17 protein-coding genes and 1 pseudogene are annotated in these 21,013 nt (G+C 73.1%); 8 read left to right on the top strand and 10 right to left on the bottom strand.

Annotated elements, in window-relative coordinates; translation table 11 throughout:
* Positions 1-17 precede the first annotated feature (17 nt).
* Genes ACIGO8_RS21175 through ACIGO8_RS21165 form a run of 3 tightly spaced genes read right to left on the bottom strand, consistent with a single transcriptional unit; the run spans position 18 to position 2,596 of the window.
* A complete protein-coding gene (locus tag ACIGO8_RS21175) occupies positions 18-635 on the bottom strand; it encodes a TetR/AcrR family transcriptional regulator (RefSeq protein ID WP_399732678.1) in 618 nt (205 codons plus the stop codon).
* Positions 636-650: 15 nt separating this feature from the next.
* The gene (locus ACIGO8_RS21170; protein WP_399732675.1) at positions 651-1,442 is read right to left on the bottom strand and encodes an SDR family oxidoreductase; all 792 of its coding nucleotides are present in this window, start codon (positions 1,440-1,442) and stop codon (positions 651-653) included.
* Complete coding sequence (locus ACIGO8_RS21165; protein ID WP_399732672.1) at positions 1,439-2,596, bottom strand: acyl-CoA dehydrogenase family protein; 1,158 nt, start codon at positions 2,594-2,596, stop codon at positions 1,439-1,441. The genes ACIGO8_RS21170 and ACIGO8_RS21165 overlap by 4 nt, the downstream gene beginning before the upstream one ends.
* Before the next feature lie 47 nt (positions 2,597-2,643).
* Between ACIGO8_RS21165 and ACIGO8_RS21160 the strand changes: the two genes are divergently transcribed.
* Genes ACIGO8_RS21160 through ACIGO8_RS21150 form a run of 3 tightly spaced genes read left to right on the top strand, consistent with a single transcriptional unit; the run spans position 2,644 to position 5,623 of the window.
* Positions 2,644-3,483 (top strand): enoyl-CoA hydratase, encoded by an 840-nt coding sequence (locus ACIGO8_RS21160; protein ID WP_399732669.1) that lies wholly within the window; start codon positions 2,644-2,646, stop codon positions 3,481-3,483.
* Complete coding sequence (locus tag ACIGO8_RS21155; protein ID WP_399732666.1) at positions 3,483-4,637, top strand: acyl-CoA dehydrogenase family protein; 1,155 nt, start codon at positions 3,483-3,485, stop codon at positions 4,635-4,637. The genes ACIGO8_RS21160 and ACIGO8_RS21155 overlap by 1 nt, the downstream gene beginning before the upstream one ends.
* Positions 4,637-5,623: an acyl-CoA dehydrogenase family protein gene (locus ACIGO8_RS21150; RefSeq protein ID WP_399732664.1), complete on the top strand. Its 987-nt coding sequence runs from the start codon at positions 4,637-4,639 to the stop codon at positions 5,621-5,623. The genes ACIGO8_RS21155 and ACIGO8_RS21150 overlap by 1 nt, the downstream gene beginning before the upstream one ends.
* A gap of 46 nt (positions 5,624-5,669) precedes the next feature.
* On the opposite strand, the gene ACIGO8_RS21145 is transcribed toward ACIGO8_RS21150, so the two are convergent.
* From ACIGO8_RS21145 to ACIGO8_RS21130, 4 genes and pseudogenes are all read right to left on the bottom strand, one after another.
* Entirely contained in the window at positions 5,670-6,203 is a 534-nt protein-coding gene (locus tag ACIGO8_RS21145; RefSeq protein ID WP_399732661.1) for a pyridoxamine 5'-phosphate oxidase family protein, read from the bottom strand.
* A gap of 50 nt (positions 6,204-6,253) precedes the next feature.
* Entirely contained in the window at positions 6,254-6,631 is a 378-nt protein-coding gene (locus tag ACIGO8_RS21140) for a VOC family protein (RefSeq protein ID WP_399732659.1), read from the bottom strand.
* A gap of 41 nt (positions 6,632-6,672) precedes the next feature.
* Positions 6,673-7,797 (bottom strand): acyl-CoA dehydrogenase family protein, encoded by a 1,125-nt coding sequence (locus ACIGO8_RS21135; RefSeq protein ID WP_399732656.1) that lies wholly within the window; start codon positions 7,795-7,797, stop codon positions 6,673-6,675.
* A pseudogene (locus ACIGO8_RS21130) lies at positions 7,794-9,367 on the bottom strand (FadD3 family acyl-CoA ligase). The gene ACIGO8_RS21135 and the pseudogene ACIGO8_RS21130 overlap by 4 nt, the downstream one beginning before the upstream one ends.
* 99 nt (positions 9,368-9,466) lie before the next feature.
* Between ACIGO8_RS21130 and ACIGO8_RS21125 the strand changes: the two are divergent.
* Entirely contained in the window at positions 9,467-10,087 is a 621-nt protein-coding gene (locus ACIGO8_RS21125) for a flavin reductase family protein (RefSeq protein ID WP_399732653.1), read from the top strand.
* Here ACIGO8_RS21125 and ACIGO8_RS21120 read toward each other — a convergent pair.
* On the bottom strand, positions 10,000-10,575 hold the full coding sequence (locus ACIGO8_RS21120) for a helix-turn-helix transcriptional regulator (RefSeq protein WP_399733357.1): 576 nt from the start codon (positions 10,573-10,575) through the stop codon (positions 10,000-10,002). The genes ACIGO8_RS21125 and ACIGO8_RS21120 overlap by 88 nt on opposite strands.
* 193 nt (positions 10,576-10,768) lie before the next feature.
* On the opposite strand from ACIGO8_RS21120, the gene ACIGO8_RS21115 reads away from it, so the two are divergent.
* The 4 genes from ACIGO8_RS21115 to ACIGO8_RS21100 are packed head-to-tail and all read left to right on the top strand — an operon-like array spanning position 10,769 to position 14,326.
* Positions 10,769-11,896, top strand: a complete 1,128-nt coding sequence (locus tag ACIGO8_RS21115) for an LLM class flavin-dependent oxidoreductase (RefSeq protein ID WP_399732651.1) — start codon at positions 10,769-10,771, stop codon at positions 11,894-11,896.
* A complete protein-coding gene (locus ACIGO8_RS21110) occupies positions 11,893-12,624 on the top strand; it encodes a glucose 1-dehydrogenase (RefSeq protein WP_399732648.1) in 732 nt (243 codons plus the stop codon). Before ACIGO8_RS21115 ends, ACIGO8_RS21110 begins: the two co-directional genes overlap by 4 nt.
* On the top strand, positions 12,621-13,499 hold the full coding sequence (locus tag ACIGO8_RS21105; RefSeq protein ID WP_399732646.1) for an alpha/beta hydrolase: 879 nt from the start codon (positions 12,621-12,623) through the stop codon (positions 13,497-13,499). Before ACIGO8_RS21110 ends, ACIGO8_RS21105 begins: the two co-directional genes overlap by 4 nt.
* Complete coding sequence (locus tag ACIGO8_RS21100) at positions 13,496-14,326, top strand: hypothetical protein (protein ID WP_399732643.1); 831 nt, start codon at positions 13,496-13,498, stop codon at positions 14,324-14,326. The genes ACIGO8_RS21105 and ACIGO8_RS21100 overlap by 4 nt, the downstream gene beginning before the upstream one ends.
* Before the next feature lie 126 nt (positions 14,327-14,452).
* Here the strand turns inward: ACIGO8_RS21100 and ACIGO8_RS21095 are convergent, their stop codons facing one another.
* Complete coding sequence (locus ACIGO8_RS21095; protein ID WP_399732641.1) at positions 14,453-15,913, bottom strand: glutamate synthase subunit beta; 1,461 nt, start codon at positions 15,911-15,913, stop codon at positions 14,453-14,455.
* Positions 15,906-20,465 (bottom strand): glutamate synthase large subunit, encoded by a 4,560-nt coding sequence (gene gltB / locus ACIGO8_RS21090; protein WP_399732638.1) that lies wholly within the window; start codon positions 20,463-20,465, stop codon positions 15,906-15,908. Before gltB ends, ACIGO8_RS21095 begins: the two co-directional genes overlap by 8 nt.
* Between the last annotated feature and the right edge of the window lie 548 nt (positions 20,466-21,013).

The following is a 21,013-nucleotide window of genomic DNA, read 5'->3' as shown; positions in this document are numbered from 1 at the left end:
TGTTCCTCCTGGTGTGGTCAGTCTGTTCGTACGGCGATCCCGTCGAGCACCATCGACAGGTACTGGCGGGCGATCTCCTCCGGGCTGTGCTGTCCGCCCGGGCGGTACCAGCTCGCGGCGACCCAGACGGTGTCGCGGACGAAGCGGTAGGTGAGGCGGATGTCGAGGTCGGCGCGGAAGGCGCCGGAGCCGACGCCGCGCTCGAGGGTGCCGAGCCAGGCCTTCTCGAACTTGACCTGTGAGTCGGCGAGGTAGTGGAAGCGGGGCTGGTCGGCGAGGTGGCGGGCTTCCTTCTGGTAGATGGCGACGGCGGCGCGGTGCCGGTCGATCTCCCGGAAGGACTCGGTGACGAGGGCCTCGATGGTCTCGCGCGGTCCGAGTCCGGCGGCGAGCACGGTGTCGTAGCCGTCCCACAGCTCGTCGAGGAAGGTGGAGAGGATCTCGTCGAGCATCGATTCCTTGGAATCGAAGTGGTAGTAGAGGCTGCCGGCGAGCATGCCCGCCTCGTCCGCGATCTTGCGGACGGTGGTGGCGTTGTAGCCCTGGGCGGCGAACACCTCGGCGGCGGTGTCGAGCAGCTCGCGGCGCCGTTCGGGCGAGGCGGTCACCTGGGTCTTCTTCTTGGTCGTTGGCACGCTTCCATTCTGGTCCTACGCGTGCTGGCTGCTGACGGAGACCGTCTCGCCGGTCATGTAGGAGGAGTAGCCGCTGGCCAGGAAGACGATGACGTTGGCGACCTCCCAGGGCTCGGCGTACCGGCCGAAGGCCTCGCGGGCGGTCAGCTCGTCCAGGAGCTCGGCGGAGGTGACCTTGACGAGGTGGGGATGCATGGCGAGGGAGGGCGCGACGGCGTTGACGCGGACGCCGTCGGCGGCGCCCTCGGTCGCGGCGCAGCGGGTGAGGGCCATGACGCCGGCCTTGGCGGCGGCGTAGTGGGCCTGGCCGGCCTGGGCACGCCAGCCGACGACGGAGGCGTTGTTGACGATCACGCCGCCGCGGCCGGTGTCGCGGAAGTGGCGCAGCGCGGCGCGGGTGCAGCGCATGGTGCCGGTGAGGGTGACGTCGATGACGCGGTGCCACTGCTCGTCGGTCATGTCGGCGAGGGCTGCGGTGCCGCCGAGGCCGGCGTTGTTGACGACCACGTCGAGCCCGCCGTGGAGGTGAGCGGCCACCTTGTACAGGGCCTGGACCTGGCTCTCGTCGGTGACGTCGCAGAGCTGGGCGGCGACGTTGCCGGCGCCGAACTCGGCGGCGAGGGCGGCCTCGGTCTCCTTCAGGCGGCGGGCGTGGGTGTCGCTGACGAGGACGCGGGCGCCTTCCTCCAGGAGGCGGCGGGCGGTGGCGCCGCCGATGCCGGCGCCGGCGGCGGCGGTGACGACGGCGGTGCGGCCGGCGAGCAGCCCGTGTCCGGGGACGTACGGCGGCGGTGTGCGGGTGGTCATGCGCGCGGCTCCTTCGGGAGGCCGAGCACCCGCTCGGCGATGATGTTCCGCTGGATCTCGCTGGATCCGGCGTAGATGGTGTCGGCGCGGGAGAAGAGGAACAGCCGCTGCCAGTCGTCGAGTTCGTAGGGCGGCGCGGCGGCGAGGGTGGCGGCGGCGCCGCGCACGTCCATGGCGAGTTCGCCGAGGTCGCGGTGCCAGTGGGACCAGTAGAGCTTGGCCGTGGAGGGGTCGGTGCCGCGCAGGGCGTGGGCGCGCATGGTGCGCAGGCCGATCCAGGCGCGGACGAGCCGGTCGCGGATCAGCGGGTCGGCGGCGGCGCCGTTGGCGCGGGCGAGGGCGACGAGGGCTTCGAGTTCGCGGCGGAAGCCGACCTGCTGGCCGAGGGTGGAGACGCCGCGTTCGTAGCCGAGGGTGGCCATGGCGATGCGCCAGCCGTCGCCGGGTGCGCCGACGACGTGGGTGGCGGGTGTGCGGGCGCCGTCGAAGAAGACCTCGTTGAACTCGCTGGTGCCGGTGAGCTGGGTGATGGGCCGGATGTCGACGCCGGGCTGGTCGAGCGGGACGAGGAGGTAGGAGAGGCCGGCGTGCGGCCGGGCGCCGGGCGCGCGGGGCTCGGTGCGGGCCAGCACGAAGCACCACTGGGACTCGTGGGCGAGGGAGGTCCAGATCTTCTGGCCGTGCACGACCCACTCGTCGCCGTCGCGGACGGCGCGGGTGCGGACGGCGGCGAGGTCGGATCCGGCGTCGGGTTCGCTGTAGCCCTGGCACCACAGTTCCCGGACCTCGCGGATGGCGGGCAGGAAGCGGTCCTTCTGCTCCTTGGTGCCGTGGTCGACAAGGGTGGGGCCGAGGAGCTGTTCGCCGATGTGGTTGACGCGGGCGGGCGCGTCGGCGAGGGCGTACTCCTCGTGGAAGGCGATCTGCTCCTCGACGCTCGCGCCGCGCCCGCCGTACTCCTTCGGCCAGCCGACGCAGGTCCAGCCGTGGGCGGCCATGTGCCGTTCCCAGGCGAGCCGTTCGGCGAACGCCTCGTGTTCCCGGCCGGGTCCGCCCAGGCCCTTGAGGGCGGCGAACTCTCCGTCGAGGCGGGTCTTCAGCCAGTCGCGTATCTCGGTGCGGAACTCCTCGACGCTGCTCATGGCGCTGCTCATGGGCCGTACGTTAACCTACCAAACACTTGTTAGGGAAGGATGAGACTGTGTCCGACGACCCCGTCCTCTACGAGCGGCGCGGCCCGGTCGCGTACGTGACGATGAACCGGCCCCGCTACCGCAACGCCCAGAACTCGGCCCTCACCTACGCCCTCGACGCCGCCTTCTACCGGGCCGCGGAGGACCCGGAGGTGAAGGTCGTGGTGCTCGCCGGGGCGGGCGACCACTTCTCCGCCGGGCACGACATCGGCACGCCCGGACGCGACGCCCACCTGCCCTTCGAGCGGCGCGCCGGACTGTGGTGGGACCACTCGCGGCGGCACGGCGCCGAGTCCCGCTTCGCCCGCGAGTCCGAGGTCTACCTCGGCATGTGCCGGCGCTGGCGCGAACTGCCGAAGCCGGTCGTCGCCTCCGTCCAGGGCGCCTGCGTGGCGGGCGGGCTGATGCTCGCCTGGATCTGCGACCTGATCGTGGCGAGCGACGACGCCTTCTTCGCCGACCCGGTGGTACGGATGGGGATCCCGGGCGTCGAGTACTTCGCGCACCCGTGGGCGATGCCGCCGCGGATCGCCAAGGAGTTCCTCTTCACCGGCGACCGGATGACGGCCCGCCGGGCCTACGAGCTCGGCATGGTCAACCGGGTCGTGCCACGGCACGAACTGGGCGCGCGGACCGGGCAGCTGGCGCTGCGCATCGCCGAGATGCCGCAGTTCGGCCTGGCGCTCGCCAAGCGGGCCGTGAACCAGGCCGAGGACCTCCAGGGCCTGCACTCCGGACTCGACTCGGTCTTCGGCCTGCACCACCTGGCCCACGCGCACAACGCGGAGACGGCGGCCGACTCGCTCGGCGGCATGGACGTCGCCTCGATGAAGCGGGCGGTGCGCTGATGGACCTGACCCGCTCCGCCGCCGAGGAGGAGTTCCGCGCCGAGGCCCGCGCATGGCTGCGCGCCCACGTTCCCGCCGAGCCGCTGCCGTCGCTGGAGACCGAGGAGGGCTTCGCCGCCCACCGCGCCTGGGAGGCCGAACTCGCCGCCGGCCGCTGGTCGGCGGTCTCCTGGCCCGAGCGGTACGGAGGCCGGGACGCCGACATCTTCCGCTGGCTGGCCTTCGAGGAGGAGTACTGGGCGGCGGGCGCGCCCGGCCGGGTCTCCCAGAACGGCATCAGCCTCCTCGCGCCCACCCTCTTCGCCCACGCCACCGAGGAGCAGCGGGCCCGGGTGCTGCCGCCGATGGCGACCGGCGAGACGATCTGGGCGCAGGCCTGGTCCGAGCCGGAGGCCGGCTCCGACCTCGCCTCGCTCACCTCCCGCGCGGTGCGCACCGAGGGCGGCTGGCTGCTGTCCGGGCAGAAGACCTGGTCCTCGCGGGCCGCCTTCGCCGACCGGGCCTTCGGGATCTTCCGCACCGACCCGGGCCCGGCGGCGCAGGGCCGGCCGCACCGGGGCCTGACCTATCTGATGTTCGACCTGCGCGCGCCGGGCGTGACCGTGCGGCCCGTCGGGCGGCTCGACGGCAAGCCGGCCTTCGCCGAACTGTTCCTTGACGAGGTGTTCGTGCCGGACGCGGACGTCATCGGCGAGCCGGGACAGGGCTGGCGGATCGCCATGTCCACCACCGGCAACGAGCGCGGGCTCACCCTCCGCTCCCCCGGCCGCTTCCTGGCCGCCGCCGGCCGTCTCGTACGGCTGTGGCGGGAGCACGGCAATCCGGGCGACACGGCGCTGCGCGACCGGGTCGCGGACGCGGTGATCGGGGCCCGGGCCTATCAGCTGTTCACCGCGGCCGGGGCCTCGCGGTTCGCGGCGGGAGAGACCATCGGCGCCGAGTCGAGCCTCAACAAGGTGTTCTGGTCGACGTACGACATCGCGCTGCACGAGACCGCGCTCGACCTGCTCGGCGCGGACGGCGAACTCGCCGGCACGGAGTGGGCGGAGGGCCATGTCTTCTCGCTCGCCGGGCCGATCTACGCGGGCACCAACGAGATCCAGCGCGACATCATCGCCGAGCGGCTGCTCGGCCTCCCGAAGGGCCGCCGCTGATGCGTTTCCTCGCCACCGACGAACAGCGCGACTTCGCGCGCTCCCTGGACGCGATGCTGACCGCCGCCGGCACTCCCGCGGCGGTACGGGCCTGGGCGGCGGGCGACCCGGCGCCCGGGCGGGCCGTGTGGGCCCGGCTCGGCGAGGCCGGCGTGTTCGCGCTCGCCGCGCCCGAGGCGTACGAGGGCGTGGGTCCGCTGCCCGTCGAACTCGCCCACGCCTTCCTGGCGGCGGGGCGCCACGCCGTCCCCGGCCCGCTGGTGGAGACGGTCGCGGCGACGGCGCTGCTGGCGGAGCTGGCCGAGCGGGGCGAGGAGGAGCCGGCCAAGCGCCTCCTGCCGGGCCTGGTCGCGGGCGGGACGGCGGCGACGCTGGCGATGGACACGGTCTCGCCCTACGCGCTCGACGCCGACGGCGCCGATCTGGTCCTGGCCGTCACCGGGGACGAGCTGTGGCTCGCGCCCGGGCACGGCGAGGTGCGGGTCTCCGCCGATCCCGCACGCCGCCTGGCACGGCCCGCGCCGGGCGGAGAGCTGCTCGCCGCCGGTCCCGCCGTGCGCGCCGCGGCCGGCCGGGCCCGGCGGTGGGCGCTGCTCGCGACGGCCGCGCAGTCGCTGGGCGTGGGCCTGGCGCTGCTCGACCGGGCGGTGCGGTACGCGGGGCAGCGCAGCCAGTTCGGTGTGCCGATCGGCTCGTTCCAGGCGGTCAAGCACCGGCTCGCGGACGTGCTGACCGGCCTGGAGTTCGCCCGGCCGCTGCTGTTCGGAGCGGCGCTCACGTTCGAGGACGCCGATCTCGCGGCGGCCAAGGTGACGGCCGGCGAGGCGGCGTACGCGGCGGCCGGCGCCGCCCTGCAGATCCACGGCGCCGTCGGCTACACCGAGGAGCTCGACCTCTCCCTCTGGCTCCGCAAGGCCCGGCCCCTGCGCGACGCCTGGGGCACCCCGTCCTGGTGCCGGGCCCAGGTGCTCGCGGACCGCCGCTAGGCCGGCTCCCTCGGATCCTTGCCGGGCTCCCGACGCCCGGTGCGGCCTAGGACATCGCCTGGACGCCGTCCTCGCGCGGCGGCGACGCGTCGTTGCCGCGCCGGAGCGTCCGTACCGGCCGGCCCGGCCGCCAGGTGCGCAGGACGACCTCCTCGCCCTCGACGGTCGTCCGCACGACCTCGGTCAGCTCCGCCCGGAAGAGGTGGAAGGGCTGCGGGGCGCCGGCCTCCTGCGCGTACCGGTCCAGCGCCTCGGGGTCGGTGACCTCGACCGCCCGCCCGGAGACGCGGACGTCACCGCCGCCCATGCCGGTGCCCTCGCCCGGGTTGGCGAGCAGCGCGAAGCGGGGATCGCGCCGCAGGTCGAGGGCCTTGCGCGAGTTCGGCATCATGCCGAGCCACAGTTCGCCGCCCCGGAAGTCGGCCTCGATGCCGCTCAGTCGCGGCGAGCCGTCCGCGCGCAGGGTCGCGAGGGCGTGGTGGGTGTACTTCCCGAAGCGTTCCCGCACGGTGGCGGCGAGCTCGGGTGCGGCGGCCTCGAAGGCGGCCCAGGCGGTCGGGGTGTGTCCGGTGTCTCCCATGGTCCCAGGAGACACCGGAAACCCGACATCCTCTGTCCGGATTACTCCGGCTACGCGCCGGCGCGCTCCGCCTTGCCGCGCTCGACGCAGAACTCGTTGCCCTCCGGGTCGGCGAGCACCACCCAGCCGGTGCCGTCGGGCCGGCGCCGGTCGTCGACGAGCGTGGCGCCGAGGCCGACGACCCGCTCGACCTCCTCGTCGCGGGTGCGGTCCTGCGGCTGGAGGTCGAGGTGGATCCGGTTCTTCACCGACTTCTTCTCGGGCACCTGGATGAAGAGCAGGCCCGCGCCCTGGGACTCGACCAGGGCCTCCGGGTCGCCGGGGTTGTCGTCGTCGGAGAGCTTGGAGTCGAGGACTTCGGCCCAGAAGGACGCGAGGGCGTAGGCGTCGGCGCAGTCGATGGTCACATGGCGTACGAGAGAGCTCATGCCGTCACTATTGCCCCCACCCGCGGTTCCTGACCACCCGTTTAGAAGTCGGGCCACAGGGCCGCGGCGATGCGGGCCCGGTGGGCGGCGGGCGGGCCGAGCAGCCGGGCCGTGGCGTGGGCCCGTTTGAGGTGGTCGTGGGCCGGGTGCTCCCAGGTGATGCCGATACCGCCGTGGAGCTGGACGGTCTCGGCCGCGGCCTGCTGATAGGCCTCGGCGGCCGCGGACCGCGCGGCGGCGGCGAGCAGCGTCTGCTCGGAGGCGTCGGCTTCGGCGGCGGCGAACGTGAGGGAGCGGGCGGAGGCGACGGCCGTGTGCAGGTCGGCGAGGCGGTGCTTGACCGCCTGGAAGGAGCCGACGGGCCGGCCGAACTGGACGCGCTGACGGGTGTACGCGACGGTGTCGGCGAGGGCCCGCCGCGCGCCGCCGGCCTGCTCGGCGGCGAGCGCCACCGCACCCGCGTCCCGGACCCGCGCGAGCACGGCCTCACCGTCGGCCGACAGCAGCCGGGCGGGCGCGTGACGCAGGACGACGCGGGCGAGCGGGCGGGTGCGGTCGAGCGTGGGCAGCACGGTGTGCTCGACGCCTTCGCCGAGCACTTCGTAGAGCCCGAGCCGCCCGCCGTCGTCCGCCCGGCGAGCGAACACCAGCAGCACCTCCGGCCGCCGCTCCCCGGCGAGGACGTAGTCCTTGCACCCGCTGAGCATGGCGAGGCCGGCGGGGCGGGGAGACCCGGCGGGCCCGGCAACCCCCGCTTCCGTGGGCGCGGCCAGGGTGCGGATCGCCGTCGGGTCCCAGGGGTCGGTGGGGCCGGCGTGCTGCTCCGCCCAGGCGAGGGCGCCGACGGCCGTGCCGTCGGCGAGGGCGGGCAGCAGCCGGGCGCGGGCCGCCGTGTCGCCGGAGGCGACGAGGGCCGTGACGGCGAGGACGGCGGAGCCGAGGTACGGCACGGGGCTCAGGTGGCGGCCCAGCTCCTCCGCCACCACGGCCACTTCGGGCAGTCCGCACCCCAGCCCTCCGTACTCCTCGGGTACGGCGAGGGCGGCGGCGCCGATCCGGCCGGTGAGCGGGGCCCAGGCCGCGGCGCCCTCGTGGCGGCCGAGGACCGCCCGTACGGTGTCGCGCAGTTCGGCGTGCTCCGCGGTCTCGCTCCAGGTCTGCGTCATGTGCCCGCTCCTCGCGCCCTGCGCCGCAGTTCGCCCTTGAGGAGCTTCCCGCCGGCGTTGCGCGGCAGCTCGGGCACGGTCACGAAACGGCGCGGCACCTTGAAGTTGGCCAGCCGTTCCCGGGTCCAGGCGGTGAGCGCGGCCGGGTCGACCGGGCCGCGGGTGACGAGGAAGGCGACGCCCACCTCGCCGAGGCGCTCGTCGGGCGCGCCGACGACGGCGGCGTCGAGGACGTCCTCGTGGCGCAGCAGCACGTTCTCGATCTCGGCCGGGTAGGCGTTGAAGCCGCCGACCACGTACATGTCCTTGAGCCGGTCGGTGACGGTGAGGTAGCCGCGGGCGTCGAGGCTGCCGATGTCGCCGGTGCGCAGCCAGCCGCCGTCGACGACGGCCTCGGCGGTGGCGGCGGGATCGTCGAGGTAGCCGCGCATGACGTGCGGGCCGCGGACCTGGATCTCGCCGGCCTCGCCGGGGCCGAGGAGCCGGCCGTCCGGGGAGACGATCCGTATCCGCGTCCCGGGCAGGGCGGGTCCGACGGTGTGGGCGACGGTCTCGGCGTCGGCGTCGGGCGGGCAGACGGAGACGACGCCGCCGGACTCGGTGAGCCCGTAGGCGGTGAAGACGTGCGGGGCGCCGAGCTGTTCGCGGATCTCCTCGACGAGCCGGGTGGGCACGGCGGCGGCGCCGGTCCCGGCGAGCCGGAGGGCGGACAGGTCGTGCTCGGCGCGGCGCGGGTGGTGGAGCAGGCCGTGGAAGACGGTGGGCGGGCCCATGAGGCAGGTGACGTGTTCGGCGGCCATGCGGGCGAGGACGCGGTCGGGGTCGTAGACGGCCTCGGGGAGCATGGTGACGCCGCCGAGGAGGCAGGCGAGAACGCCCGCCTTGTAGCCGAAGGTGTGGAAGAAGGGGTTGACGAGGAGGTAGCGGTCGCCGGGGCGGAGGCCGACGAGCCCGACCACTCGGCGTAGAGGCGCAGGGTCTGGGCGTGGGTGGTCATGACGCCCTTGGAGCGGCCGGTGGTGCCGGAGGTGTAGAGGATGTCGGCGAGGTCGTCGGGGCGTACGGCGGCGGCGCGCGCGGCCCGTTCGGTGTCGGGGACGGTGGCTCCGGCGGCGAGGTGGGCGTCCCAGCCGGGGCCGTGCAGGGGGATGACGGAGCGCAGCGCGCCGAGGTCCTCGCCGGATGCGCGCAGGGCGGCGGCGTAGTCGGTGCCGAGGAAGTCGTGTTCGGTGAAGAGGACGCCGGCGCCGCTGCGGCGGAGGATGTCGGCGGTCTCGGCGGGCTTGTAGCGGGTGTTGACGGGCACGAGGACGGCGCCGACGCCGACCGCGCCGAGGGCGGCGGCGATCCAGTTGCGGCTGTTGGGTGCCCAGAGGGCGACGCGGTCGCCGGGCCGGACGCCGTGGGCGATCGCGGCGCGTGCGGCGGTGTGGATCTCGTCGCGGAGCCGGGCGAAGGTCCAGCGGACCTCGCCGTCGGCGAGGGCTTCGCGGGCGGCGTGGAGGCCGGCGGCCCGGTCCACCAACTCGGCGATGGTCGTGGGCGGTTGATCGGATGTACGGCCTTGCAAGGAAGCAGCCTCCCTACTTGACGTACGAGCGTGGCGGGTATCCAATCACAGGTGTTTCGGTTAGGCATATACCTAGTAGGAACATTCTCGGGAGGTCCCATGGATCCCAGCACCACCGACCCCGGCACCACCGGCCCCGGCACCGTCGTCCCCGGCATCACCGCCGCCGGCGCCGTCGACCCCGCCGGCATCAAGGAAGCCCTGGCCCGCTACTGCACGGGAGTCGCCGTCGTCACCGCGCTCGACCCGGCGGACGGCCGGCCCGTGGGCATGGCGGTGCAGTCCTTCTCGTCCGTCTCGCTCGATCCGCCGCTGGTCTGCTTCTGCCCCGCGCACACCTCGACGACCTGGCCGAGGATCCGCGCGGCCGGCGCCTTCGCGGTCAACGTCCTCGCCGCCGACCAGGAGGAGCTGTGCCGCCGGTTCGCGGTGACGGGCGGCGACAAGTTCGCGGGCACGGCCTGGCGGCCCGGCGCCGACGGCGCGCCGCTGATCGAGGGCGCGCTGGCGACGGTGGAGTGCGCGCTGACCGACGTCCTGGACGGCGGCGACCACGCCATCACCCTCGGCCGGGTGACCGCGCTGACCGCGCACCGGCCCGAGACCGGCCCGCTGCTCTACTTCCGGCGCGGTTACGGGCGCGTGCGCCCGCCCCGCCGCCGCTCCAGCTCCTCGATGTCGGCGAGCATGGCGTCGGCGAGGTCGCGCTCGGAGGCGTAGTAGCGCTCGGCCCACTTGAGGGTGAGCGTGGGATACGCCCAGGCCTCGTCCGCCTTGGCGCCCTCGACGTCCTCCTCCGCGCGCTGCCGCATGGTCTCGGCGTACGCGCGGTGTCCGGCCAGGATCTCGCGCATCTGCTCGGGTTCGAGGAGATGGCCGAGCCAGAGTCGCAGCATCGGCCCGTGCTTGAGGACGGGCGGGTCCAGCGGGGCGGTGCGGGCCCAGGCGCGCACGGCGGCCAGGCCCTCGTCGGTGATGCGGTAGACCCGCTTGTCGCGGGTGCCGACCTCGGGCGCGACGAGCCGCGAGGTGGCGAACCCGGCCTTCTCCAGGCGCTTGAGCTCGCCGTAGATCTGGCTGAACGACGGGCTCCAGTAGAAGAAGCGCAGCGACCAGTCCGACCACTTCTTCAGGTCGTACCCGGACAACTCCCGTCCGAAGGAGAGCAGTCCGAGCACCGCCCAGCTGGTCGCCGGCAGCCCGGGCAGCTCCGCCGGCTCCGGGGTCTCCTCGCCCTTGCCGTGCCCGCCGCCCGTGCCGTCCTGGTCGTCCTTGCCGCGCCTGCCCTGCTTGTCGTCCGCCACGGACCGCAGTCTACGACCCTCTTCCCGGGCTCATGTATGCCTGCTAGAAGTATTCCTATTCGAAATACCGAGAGAACCCGGAGCGAAGGAGCTCAGCGTGAAGTTCTCGATGATCTTCGAGGCCCAACTCGTCGACCCCACCCCCGCCCGCGAACGCCAGGTCATCCACGACTGCGTCGAACAGGCCGTCCTCGCCGAGGAGATGGGCTTCGACCGGATCTGGGCGGTCGAGCACCACTCCCTCACCCAGTACGCCCACATGAGCGCCTCCGAGATCTTCCTGACCTGGGTCGCCGCCCGGACCAAGACCATCCGCATCGGCCACGGCGTCGTCACCATGCCCTTCGGCTACCAGCACCCGGTCCGGGTCGCCGAACGCGCCGCCATGCTCGACGTGCTTTCCGGCGGGCGGGTCGACGTCGGCGCCGGACGCGGAGCGACCAAGCAGGAGATGCGGATGTTCGGGGTGCAGCCCGACGACACCTATCCGCAGATGGAGGAGGCCCTGCGGATCTTCGCCTCCGCGTGGCGCGAGCCGGAGTTCGAGTGGCACGGCTCGCTCGACATCGGCCCCGGCGCGGTCCTGCCCCGCCCCGTGCAGGACCCGCACCCGCCGCTCTTCATGGCCTGCTCCAAGCACGACACCCTCAAGCTCGCCGCCGAACTCGGCATCGGCGCCCTCGTGATGGGCTTCGCCGGCGCCGACGACGTGCGCGCCATGCGCACGGTGTACGACGAGGCCATCGCCGTACGCGACGGCTCCCGGCTCGTCTCCACCGAGGTCAACGACCACTTCTCGGCGCTCTGCCCGACGATCGTCCTGGACGACGCGGCCCGCGCCCTCAGGCTCGGCACCCGCGGCCAGCGCTTCTTCGCCGAGTCCATCGCCCACTGGTACGGCAACGCGCCCGCGCCCACCGGCTACGCCGAGGACGAGGACCACACCGCCGCCCTCGCCCGCGAGCGCGACGAGCTGGTCGCCCGCCTCCACGAGGCGAACATCCCGGCCCGGCCGGTCGACACCGGCACGTACAACACCGACCACGCCTACGGCGACGCGGACACGGCCGTCGCCTACGTGGAGCGGCTGCGGCGGATCGGCGTGGACGAGGTGATGTGCCTGATCCAGATGGGCACCGTGCCGCAGGAGGTCTGCCTGGAGACCATCCGCCAGTGGGGCGAGAAGGTCATCCCGCACTTCCGCGCCCTGGAGGCGGCCGCGTGAGCGCCGCCGACCTCGCGGGCAAGGCCGTCGTCGTCACGGGCGCGGCCCGCGGTCAGGGCGCGGCCGAGGCCCGGCTCCTCGCGGCGGCCGGCGCGCGGGTCGTCCTCACCGACGTGCGCGAGGAGGAGGGCCGGGCGGTCGCGGCGGAACTCGGCGCCGGCACGGCGGTCTTCGTCCGCCACGACGTGACGTCGGCCGAGGACTGGAGCACCGTGGCGGACACGGCGCTGAAGGCGTACGGCAGGCTGGACGGCCTGGTCAACAACGCGGCGCTGTGGCGGACCGCGCCGGTGGAGTCGGAGACGTACGAGAACTTCGAACTCCTGCTCAGGGTCAATCTGCTGGGTCCCTTCCTCGGGATGCGGGCGGTGCTGCCGGCGCTGCGCGAGGCGGGCGGCGGATCGGTCGTGAACGTGTCGTCGACCGCCGGCCTCGTCGGCATCCCGGGCCACGCCGCCTACGGTGCGGGCAAGTTCGGGCTGCGCGGGCTCAGCCGCTCGGCGGCCCGCGACCTCGCCCGGTACGGCGTCCGCGTCAACACCGTCCACCCGGGCGCCGTCGACACGCCGATGACGGCGGAGGTCGCGGACAGGGACTGGTCGCACGTGCCGCTGGGCCGGATGGGCCGGCCGCGCGAGGTCGGCGAGGTCGTCGCCTTCCTGCTGTCGGACGCGTCCTCGTACGTGACGGGCGCGGAGTTCACCGTGGACGGAGGTCTCACCGCATGACGACGGCCGATCCCCTGACCCCGGCCGCGCGCGCCCTGTGCGACGCGATGTCGGCCGGCTTCCCCCGCCCCGAGGACGGCGCCGCGGCACTGCGGGCGGCGGCGCGGGCGCACCTGGGCGAGATCCCGCCGGGTCCGGTGGACACGGAGGCGCACGGCGTGCCGGTCCGCGTGTACGAAGGAGCGGCCGGTCCGGTCGTGGTCTTCGCGCACGGCGGCGGCTGGGTGCTGTGCGACCTGGACACCCACGACCGGCTGTGCCGGGCGCTGGCCGGCCGCACCGGTGCCACGGTCGTCTCGGTGGACTACCGCCGGGCGCCCGAACACCGTTTCCCGGCGGCCCAGGACGACGTGTACGCGGCCCTGGAGTGGGCGGCGGCGGCGTTTCCCGGGCGGCCGCTCGTCGTGGCCGGCGACTCCAGCGGCGGCAACCTCGCCGCGGCGGCGGCCCTCGGGGCCCGCGACCACGGCGGTCCGCCGCTCGCCGGACAGCTCCTGGTCTACCCGGTCCTCGACCACCGCCTCGACGGCGTGTCGGCGCAGGCGTACGCGGAGGGCTTCTTCCACACCACGGCCCATATGCGCTGGTACTGGGAGCAGTACCTGGGCCCGGACGGCGACCCGGTCGCGGCCTCCCCCGGCCTCGCGGACGACGTCTCCGGCCTCCCGCCGGCCCTCCTCGTCCTCGCCGACTGCGACCCGCTGCGCGACGAGGGCCTCGCCTACGCCCGCCGCCTCTCCTCCGCCGGCGTCCCGGCCCAGGTCCACCTGCACACGGGCGTGTTCCACGGCTTCCTGGGAGGCCTGGGCCTGCTGCCGGAGGCCGACAAAGCGCTGGACGCGGCCGCGGCCTGGCTGTCTACGCTTCCCGGGTGACCATCCGTACGCCGTGTCGTCCGCTCGACATCACCGTGCCCTTCCCCGAGCTGACCGCCTGGGCCCGCACCGCGACCCGGCTGCACCCGCGGCCGGGTGCCGTGGCGCCCACCGACAGCTCGGTGGGCGGGCCGCTGCTGTGGCCGGCGGCCGAGGAGTGGCCGGTGTGCCCGGAGCACGACGGGGAGCCGCTGCTGGCCCTGGCCCAGTTCCACGTACGCGACGTCCCGGACCTGGCGCCCTTCGCGCCGCCGGGCACGGATCTGCTGCAGGTGCTGTGGTGCCCGCGGTACGCGCACCGGGACGCCCGGCGCAGCGAGTACGGCCCGCTGACCGAACTGGTCTGGCGCCGCTCGGCCGGGGTGCGGGGCCCGCTCGCGCGGCCGCGACGGCCGTCGGTGGCCGAGGAACGCTATGTGCCGGTGCCCTGCGTGCTGCATCCCGAGCAGGTGGTCGAGTACCCGTACGGGGACTACCTGCCGGAGGAGCTCGATCTGCGCATCCAGGCGTGGGAGGACGAACTCCAGGCGAGGATCGGGGACTTGGCGCCGTGGTACCAGTACGACCTGTCCCTGGCGCCCGGCTGGAAGATCGGCGGCTGGGACTCCTGGCACAAGACGGACCTGGACCGGGTGCACTGCCCCGCCTGCGGGACCGGGATGCGGGTGCTGCTGAGGATCGACTCGTACGAGACGCAGGCCAGCTGGGGGCCCTACCCGGAACCTGTGCAGCAGCCCACCGGGGTCAGGGTCGGCCGTAGCGGCGAGTACCGCGCCTTCGCCTGCCCGGCGGACCCGGCGCACCCGCACCGGATGAGCATGCAGTGAGCCAGGAGGGCCGTCAGGACGCGCCGCGGCGCTCGCCCAGTCGTCCGGTCGGGGACAGTGGGGCGAGCGCCGCGCTCAGTTCCGCACGCCGTTGTACGGGACGGATGAGGGGTGATCCGCCGGAGGTCAGACCGTCAGGGCACGGTCCGTCGGGCGGATCGGGGCCGGCAGGGAGCTGGCGCCCGTGAGGTAGCGGTCCACGCCGCGGGCGGCCGAGCGGCCCTCCGCGATGGCCCAGACGATCAGCGACTGACCGCGGCCGGCGTCACCGGCGACGAAGACGCCATCGACGTTGGTGGCGAAGTCCGCGTCACGCGCGATGTTACCCCGCTCGTCCAGGTCCAGACCAAACTGGGCCACCAGGCCGTTCTCCACGTCCGTACCGGTGAAGCCCATCGCGAGCGTCACCAGCTGGGCGGGGATCTTGCGCTCCGTGCCCGGCTTCTGGGTCAGCTTGCCGTCGACGAACTCGACCTCGACCAGGTGCAGGAACTGGACGTTGCCGTCCTCGTCGCCCTCGAAGTGGGTGGTGGAGACGGAGTAGACCCGCTCGCCGCCCTCCTCGTGCGCCGAGGTGACCTTGTACAGCATCGGGAAGGTCGGCCAGGGCTGGCCCGGGTTCCGCTCCTCGCCCGGCCGCGGCATGATCTCCAGCTGCGTGACCGAGGCCGCGCCCTGCCGGTGCGCCGTGCCGACGCAGTCGGCGCCGGTGTCGCCGCCGCCGATGACGACGACGTGCTTGCCCTCGGCGGAGATCGGCGAGGCCACGAAGTCGCCCTCGACCACCTTGTTGGCGAGCGGCAGGTACTCCATCGCCTGGTGGATGCCCTGGAGCTCGCGGCCCGGCACGGGCAGGTCGCGGGCGGTGGTGGCGCCGGCGGCGACGACCACCGCGTCGAACCGCTTGCGCAGGTCCGTCGAGGTGAGGTCGCGGCCGATCTCGATGCCGGTGCGGAACTTGGTGCCCTCCGCGCGCATCTGCTCGATGCGGCGGTTGATGTGCCGCTTCTCCATCTTGAACTCGGGGATGCCGTAGCGCAGCAGGCCGCCGATGCGGTCGGCGCGCTCGTACACGACCACGGTGTGGCCGGCCCGGGTCAGCTGCTGGGCGGCGGCGAGACCCGCCGGGCCCGAGCCGATCACGGCGACGGTCTTGCCGGACAGGCGCTCGGGCGCCTGCGGCCGGACGTCGTTGGCGTCCCACGCCTTGTCGATGATCGAGACCTCGACGTTCTTGATGGTGACGGCCGGCTGGTTGATGCCGAGCACGCACGCCGCCTCGCACGGAGCCGGGCACAGGCGGCCGGTGAACTCCGGGAAGTTGTTCGTGGCGTGCAGCCGCTCCGACGCTGCCGACCAGTCCTCGCGGTAGGCGTAGTCGTTCCACTCGGGGATGAGGTTCCCCAGCGGACAGCCGTTGTGGCAGAACGGGATGCCGCAGTCCATGCAGCGGCCGGCCTGCTTGCTGATGATCGGCAGCAGGGAGCCGGGGACGTAGACCTCGTTCCAGTCCTTGACGCGCTCGCTCACCGGCCGGGTCTTGGCGACCTCGCGCCCGGTGGTCAGGAAGCCCTTGGGGTCAGCCATGGGTCGCCGCCTCCATCATCTTCTCGGTGGTCTCGGCCTCGGAGAGACCGGCGAGCTCAGCGGCGTCCTTGGCGGCGAGCACTGCCTTGTACGTGGTGGGGATGATCTTGCTGAACCGGGCCGCGGCGGCGTCCCAGTCGGCCAGCAGCTTCTCGGCGACCGTCGAGCCGGTCTCCTCCTGGTGGCGGCGCACGACGTCGTGCAGCCACGCCTTGTCGGCGTCCGACAGGGCCTCGACCGCCTCCAGGTTGCCGGAGTTGACGTTGTCCCGGTCGAGGTCGATCACGTAGGCGACGCCGCCGGACATGCCGGCCGCGAAGTTGCGGCCCGTCTCGCCGAGGACGACCGCCGTGCCGCCGGTCATGTACTCGCAGCCGTGGTCGCCCACGCCCTCCGAGACGACCAGCGCGCCGGAGTTGCGGACGCAGAAGCGCTCGCCGGTGCGGCCGCGCAGGAACAGCTCGCCGCCGGTCGCACCGTACGCGATGGTGTTGCCCGCGATGGTGGAGTACTCGGCCAGGTGGTCGGCGCCCCGGTCGGGACGGACGATCACACGGCCGCCGGACAGGCCCTTGCCGACGTAGTCGTTGGCGTCGCCCTCCAGGCGGAGGGTGACACCGGCCGGCAGGAAGGCGCCGAAGGACTGGCCGGCCGAACCGGTGAAGGTGATGTCGATGGTGTCGGCGGGCAGGCCCGCGCCACCGAACCTCTTCGTCACCTGGTGGCCGAGCATGGTGCCGACGGTCCGGTTGATGTTGCGGATCGGGACCTGGGCGCGGACCGGCTGGGCGGCCTCGGCGGACTCGGCGTTCAGCGCCTCGGCGGCGAGCTCGATCAGCTCGTTGTCGAGGGCCTTCTCCAGGCCGTGGTCCTGCTCGACCAGGGCGTGGCGGACCGCGCCCTCGGGCAGCGCCGGCACGTGGAACAGCGGCTCCAGGTCCAGGCCCTGCGCCTTCCAGTGCGAGACGGCGCGGCTGGTGTCGAGCAGCTCGGCGTGGCCGACGGCCTCCTCGATCGAGCGGAAGCCGAGCTCGGCGAGCAGCTCGCGGACCTCCTGGGCGATGAACTCGAAGAAGTTGACGACGTACTCGGCCTTGCCGGAGAAGCGGTCGCGCAGCACCGGGTTCTGGGTGGCGATGCCGACCGGGCAGGTGTCCAGGTGGCAGACGCGCATCATGACGCAGCCGGAGACGACGAGCGGCGCGGTCGCGAAACCGAACTCCTCGGCGCCGAGCAGCGCGGCGATGACGACGTCACGGCCGGTCTTGAGCTGGCCGTCGGTCTGCACGACGATCCGGTCGCGCAGGCCGTTGAGCAGCAGCGTCTGCTGGGTCTCGGCGAGACCGAGCTCCCAGGGGCCGCCCGCGTGCTTCAGCGAGGTGAGCGGGCTCGCGCCCGTACCGCCGTCGTGGCCGGAGATCAGCACGACGTCCGCGTGGGCCTTGGACACACCGGCCGCGACCGTGCCGACGCCGACCTCGGACACCAGCTTCACGTGGATGCGGGCCGCCGGGTTGGCGTTCTTGAGGTCGTGGATCAGCTGCGCCAGGTCCTCGATGGAGTAGATGTCGTGGTGCGGCGGCGGGGAGATCAGGCCCACGCCCGGCGTCGAGTGACGCGTCTTGGCGACCCACGGGTAGACCTTGTGGCCGGGCAGCTGGCCGCCCTCGCCGGGCTTGGCGCCCTGCGCCATCTTGATCTGGATGTCGTCCGCGTTGACCAGGTACTCGGAGGTGACGCCGAAGCGGCCGGAGGCGACCTGCTTGATCGCGGAACGGCGCGCCGGGTCGTAGAGACGGTCCGGGTCCTCGCCGCCCTCACCGGTGTTGGACTTGCCGCCCAGCTGGTTCATGGCGATGGCGAGGGTCTCGTGGGCCTCGCGGGAGATGGAGCCGTACGACATGGCGCCGGTGGAGAAGCGCTTGACGATCTCGGAGACCGGCTCGACCTCGTCGACGGGGATCGACGGGCGGTCGGAGGTGAAGCCGAACAGGCCGCGCAGCGTCATCAGGCGCTCGGACTGCTCGTTGACCCGCTCGGTGTACTTCTTGAAGATGTCGTACCGCTTCGAGCGCGTGGCGTGCTGGAGGCGGAAGACGGTCTCCGGGTCGAACAGGTGCGGCTCGCCCTCGCGGCGCCACTGGTACTCGCCGCCGATGTCCAGGGCGCGGTGCGCCGAGGGGATGCCGGTGGCCGGGTACGCCTTGGCGTGGCGGGCGGCGACCTCCTTGGCGACGACGTCGAGGCCGGCGCCGCCGATCTTGGTGGCGGTGCCGTTGAAGTACTTCTCGACGAAGGCGGTGTCGAGGCCGACGGCCTCGAAGACCTGGGCGCCGCGGTAGGAGGCGACGGTCGAGATGCCCATCTTGGACATGACCTTGAGGACGCCCTTGCCGAGGGCGTAGATCAGGTTGCGGATGGCCTGTTCGGGCTCCAGGCCCTCGGTGAAGGTGCCGGCGCGGACCAGGTCCTCGACGGTCTCCATGGCGAGGTACGGGTTGACCGCGGCGGCGCCGTAGCCGATGAGCAGGGCCACGTGGTGGACCTCGCGGACGTCACCGGCCTCGACCAGCAGACCCACCTTGGTGCGCTGCTTGGTGCGGATGAGGTGGTGGTGGACGGCCGCGGTGAGCAGCAGCGACGGGATGGGAGCGTGCTCGGCGTCGGAGTGCCGGTCGGACAGGACGATCAGGCGGGCGCCGCCCTCGATCGCCGCGTCGGCCTCGGCGCAGATCTCCTCGATCCGGGCGGCGAGCGCGTCGCCGCCGCCGGAGACCCGGTAGAGACCGGACAGGGTCACGGCCTTCATGCCGGGCATGTCGCCGTCGGCGTTGATGTGGATGAGCTTGGCCAGCTCGTCGTTGTCGATCACCGGGAAGGGCAGGGTGACGCTGCGGCACGACGCGGAGGTCGGGTCGAGCAGGTTGCCCTGGGGACCGAGGGAGGAGCGCAGGCTGGTGACGAGCTCCTCGCGGATGGCGTCCAGCGGCGGGTTGGTGACCTGCGCGAACAGCTGGGTGAAGTAGTCGAAGAGCAGCCGCGGGCGCTCGGAGAGGGCCGCGATCGGCGAGTCCGTGCCCATGGAGCCGATCGGCTCGGCGCCGGTGCGGGCCATCGGCGCGAGGATGACGCGGAGCTCTTCCTCGGTGTAGCCGAAGGTCTGCTGGCGGCGGGTGACCGAGGCGTGGGTGTGCACGATGTGCTCGCGCTCGGGGAGGTCGGAGAGCTCGATCTCGCCGGTCTCCAGCCACTCCGCGTACGGCTTCTCGGCGGCGAGGCCGGCCTTGATCTCGTCGTCCTCGATGATCCGGTGCTCGGCGGTGTCGACGAGGAACATCTTGCCGGGCTGCAGGCGGCCCTTGCGGACGACCTTGGCGGGGTCGATGTCGAGGACGCCGACCTCGGAGGAGAGGACGACGAGGCCCTCGTCGGTGACCCAGTAGCGGCCGGGGCGCAGACCGTTGCGGTCGAGCACCGCGCCGACCTGGACGCCGTCGGTGAAGGTGACGCAGGCGGGGCCGTCCCAGGGCTCCATCATCGTGGAGTGGTACTGGTAGAAGGCGCGGCGGGCCGGGTCCATGGAGTCGTGGTTCTCCCACGCCTCCGGGACCATCATCAGGACCGCGTGCGGCAGCGAACGGCCGCCGAGGTGGAGCAGCTCCAGGACCTCGTCGAAGGAGGCGGAGTCGGAGGCGTCCGGCGTACAGACCGGGAAGATCCGCTCCAGGGAGCCCTCGCCGAAGACGGTGGACTCAAGCTGGGCCTCGCGGGCGGTCATCCAGTTGCGGTTGCCCTTGACCGTGTTGATCTCGCCGTTGTGGGCGACGAAGCGGTACGGGTGGGCGAGCGGCCAGCTCGGGAAGGTGTTCGTGGAGAACCGGGAGTGGACCAGGGCCACGGCGGTGGCGCAGCGGCGGTCCGACAGGTCCGGGAAGAAGGGCTCGAGCTGGCCGGTGGTCAGCATGCCCTTGTAGACGATGGTGCGGGCGGAGAGCGACGGGAAGTAGGTCCCGGCCTCGCGCTCGGCGCGCTTGCGCAGGACGAAGGCCTTGCGGTCGAGCGCGATGCCGCTGTTCTCGCCGTCGGCGACGAAGAGCTGGCGGAAGACCGGCATCGTGGCGCGGGCGGAGGCGCCGAGCAGCTCGGGGGCGACGGGGACCTCGCGCCAGCCGAGGACGTCCAGGCTCTCTTCGCGGGCGATCGTCTCGATCTGCGAGACGGCCTGTGCGGAGCCGTCGGCAGGGAGGAAGGCGATGCCCACGGCGTAGGAGCCGGCGGCGGGAAGCTCGAAGTCGGTGACCTCGCGGAGGAAGGCGTCCGGGACCTGGAGCAGGATGCCGGCGCCGTCACCGGAGTCGGGCTCGGAGCCGGTGGCGCCGCGGTGCTCGAGATTGCGCAGTACGGTCAGCGCCTGCTCGACCAGCGCGTGGCTGGCAACACCGGTGAGGGTGGCCACGAACCCGACACCACAGGCGTCGTGTTCGTTACGGGGGTCGTACATCCCCTGCGGAGCGGGGCGACCGTCCATGGGCGACCAGGCGTCGGAACGCATCGGCTCTCCCGTCGTCGTCGTGGCATGTGCAACAGCCGAGGGACGACGTTGGCCCTCCGCGAAATTTCGTGCAGGTTACATGATGGCTGGCTTCTCGGGAAGCGGATAGCTCATTCCAGCATGCGGACACCGCCGGTACGGGCGGTGGTGGGTGGTTCAGCTCTGAGACACAGGAACAACGCCGTTCCCGTGGGGGACGGACCGGCGCACGCCCGGAGGAATCGGGGGTCGATCGGTGGATCGATCGGTGAGGGATCGATCGGCGATCGGTGATCGGTGGCGGTCCGTCGCAGAGCGGGCGTCATTGCCCGCGGCGCTTGTGCCTCATGCCCGGTGGCCGATGTTTCGAAACCGCCGGGTAACCGGCTAGATATGTGGCGACGCGCATAGTGTCTCACCGCGGCGGGTGATCCGCCCAGGGATATACGTCACAGCGGGGGCGGGGCGGCAGCGCGGCGGGAGGGTGGCCGAGGGGCGGCCGGAACGTGCGAAAGCCCCTGGGGAGGCCAGGGGCTTTCGATGCGGGGAGGACGGGGCGGGGGCCGGGC

The sequence above is a fragment of the Streptomyces sp. NPDC053493 genome (assembly GCF_044544825.1).
Lineage (GTDB): Bacteria > Actinomycetota > Actinomycetes > Streptomycetales > Streptomycetaceae > Streptomyces.
This window is presented reverse-complemented; position numbering and strand designations above follow the sequence as displayed.

Coding starts and splice junctions, on each gene's coding strand:
- ACIGO8_RS21170 (WP_399732675.1), bottom strand. CDS start 1,442: ATGACCACCCGCACACCGCCGCCGTACGTCCCCGGACACGGGCTGCTC.
- ACIGO8_RS21165 (WP_399732672.1), bottom strand. CDS start 2,596: ATGAGCAGCGCCATGAGCAGCGTCGAGGAGTTCCGCACCGAGATACGC.
- ACIGO8_RS21155 (WP_399732666.1), top strand. CDS start 3,483: ATGGACCTGACCCGCTCCGCCGCCGAGGAGGAGTTCCGCGCCGAGGCC.
- ACIGO8_RS21150 (WP_399732664.1), top strand. CDS start 4,637: ATGCGTTTCCTCGCCACCGACGAACAGCGCGACTTCGCGCGCTCCCTG.
- ACIGO8_RS21145 (WP_399732661.1), bottom strand. CDS start 6,203: ATGGGAGACACCGGACACACCCCGACCGCCTGGGCCGCCTTCGAGGCC.
- ACIGO8_RS21140 (WP_399732659.1), bottom strand. CDS start 6,631: ATGAGCTCTCTCGTACGCCATGTGACCATCGACTGCGCCGACGCCTAC.
- ACIGO8_RS21135 (WP_399732656.1), bottom strand. CDS start 7,797: ATGACGCAGACCTGGAGCGAGACCGCGGAGCACGCCGAACTGCGCGAC.
- ACIGO8_RS21125 (WP_399732653.1), top strand. CDS start 9,467: ATGGATCCCAGCACCACCGACCCCGGCACCACCGGCCCCGGCACCGTC.
- ACIGO8_RS21105 (WP_399732646.1), top strand. CDS start 12,621: ATGACGACGGCCGATCCCCTGACCCCGGCCGCGCGCGCCCTGTGCGAC.
- ACIGO8_RS21095 (WP_399732641.1), bottom strand. CDS start 15,913: ATGGCTGACCCCAAGGGCTTCCTGACCACCGGGCGCGAGGTCGCCAAG.
- gltB (WP_399732638.1), bottom strand. CDS start 20,465: ATGCGTTCCGACGCCTGGTCGCCCATGGACGGTCGCCCCGCTCCGCAG.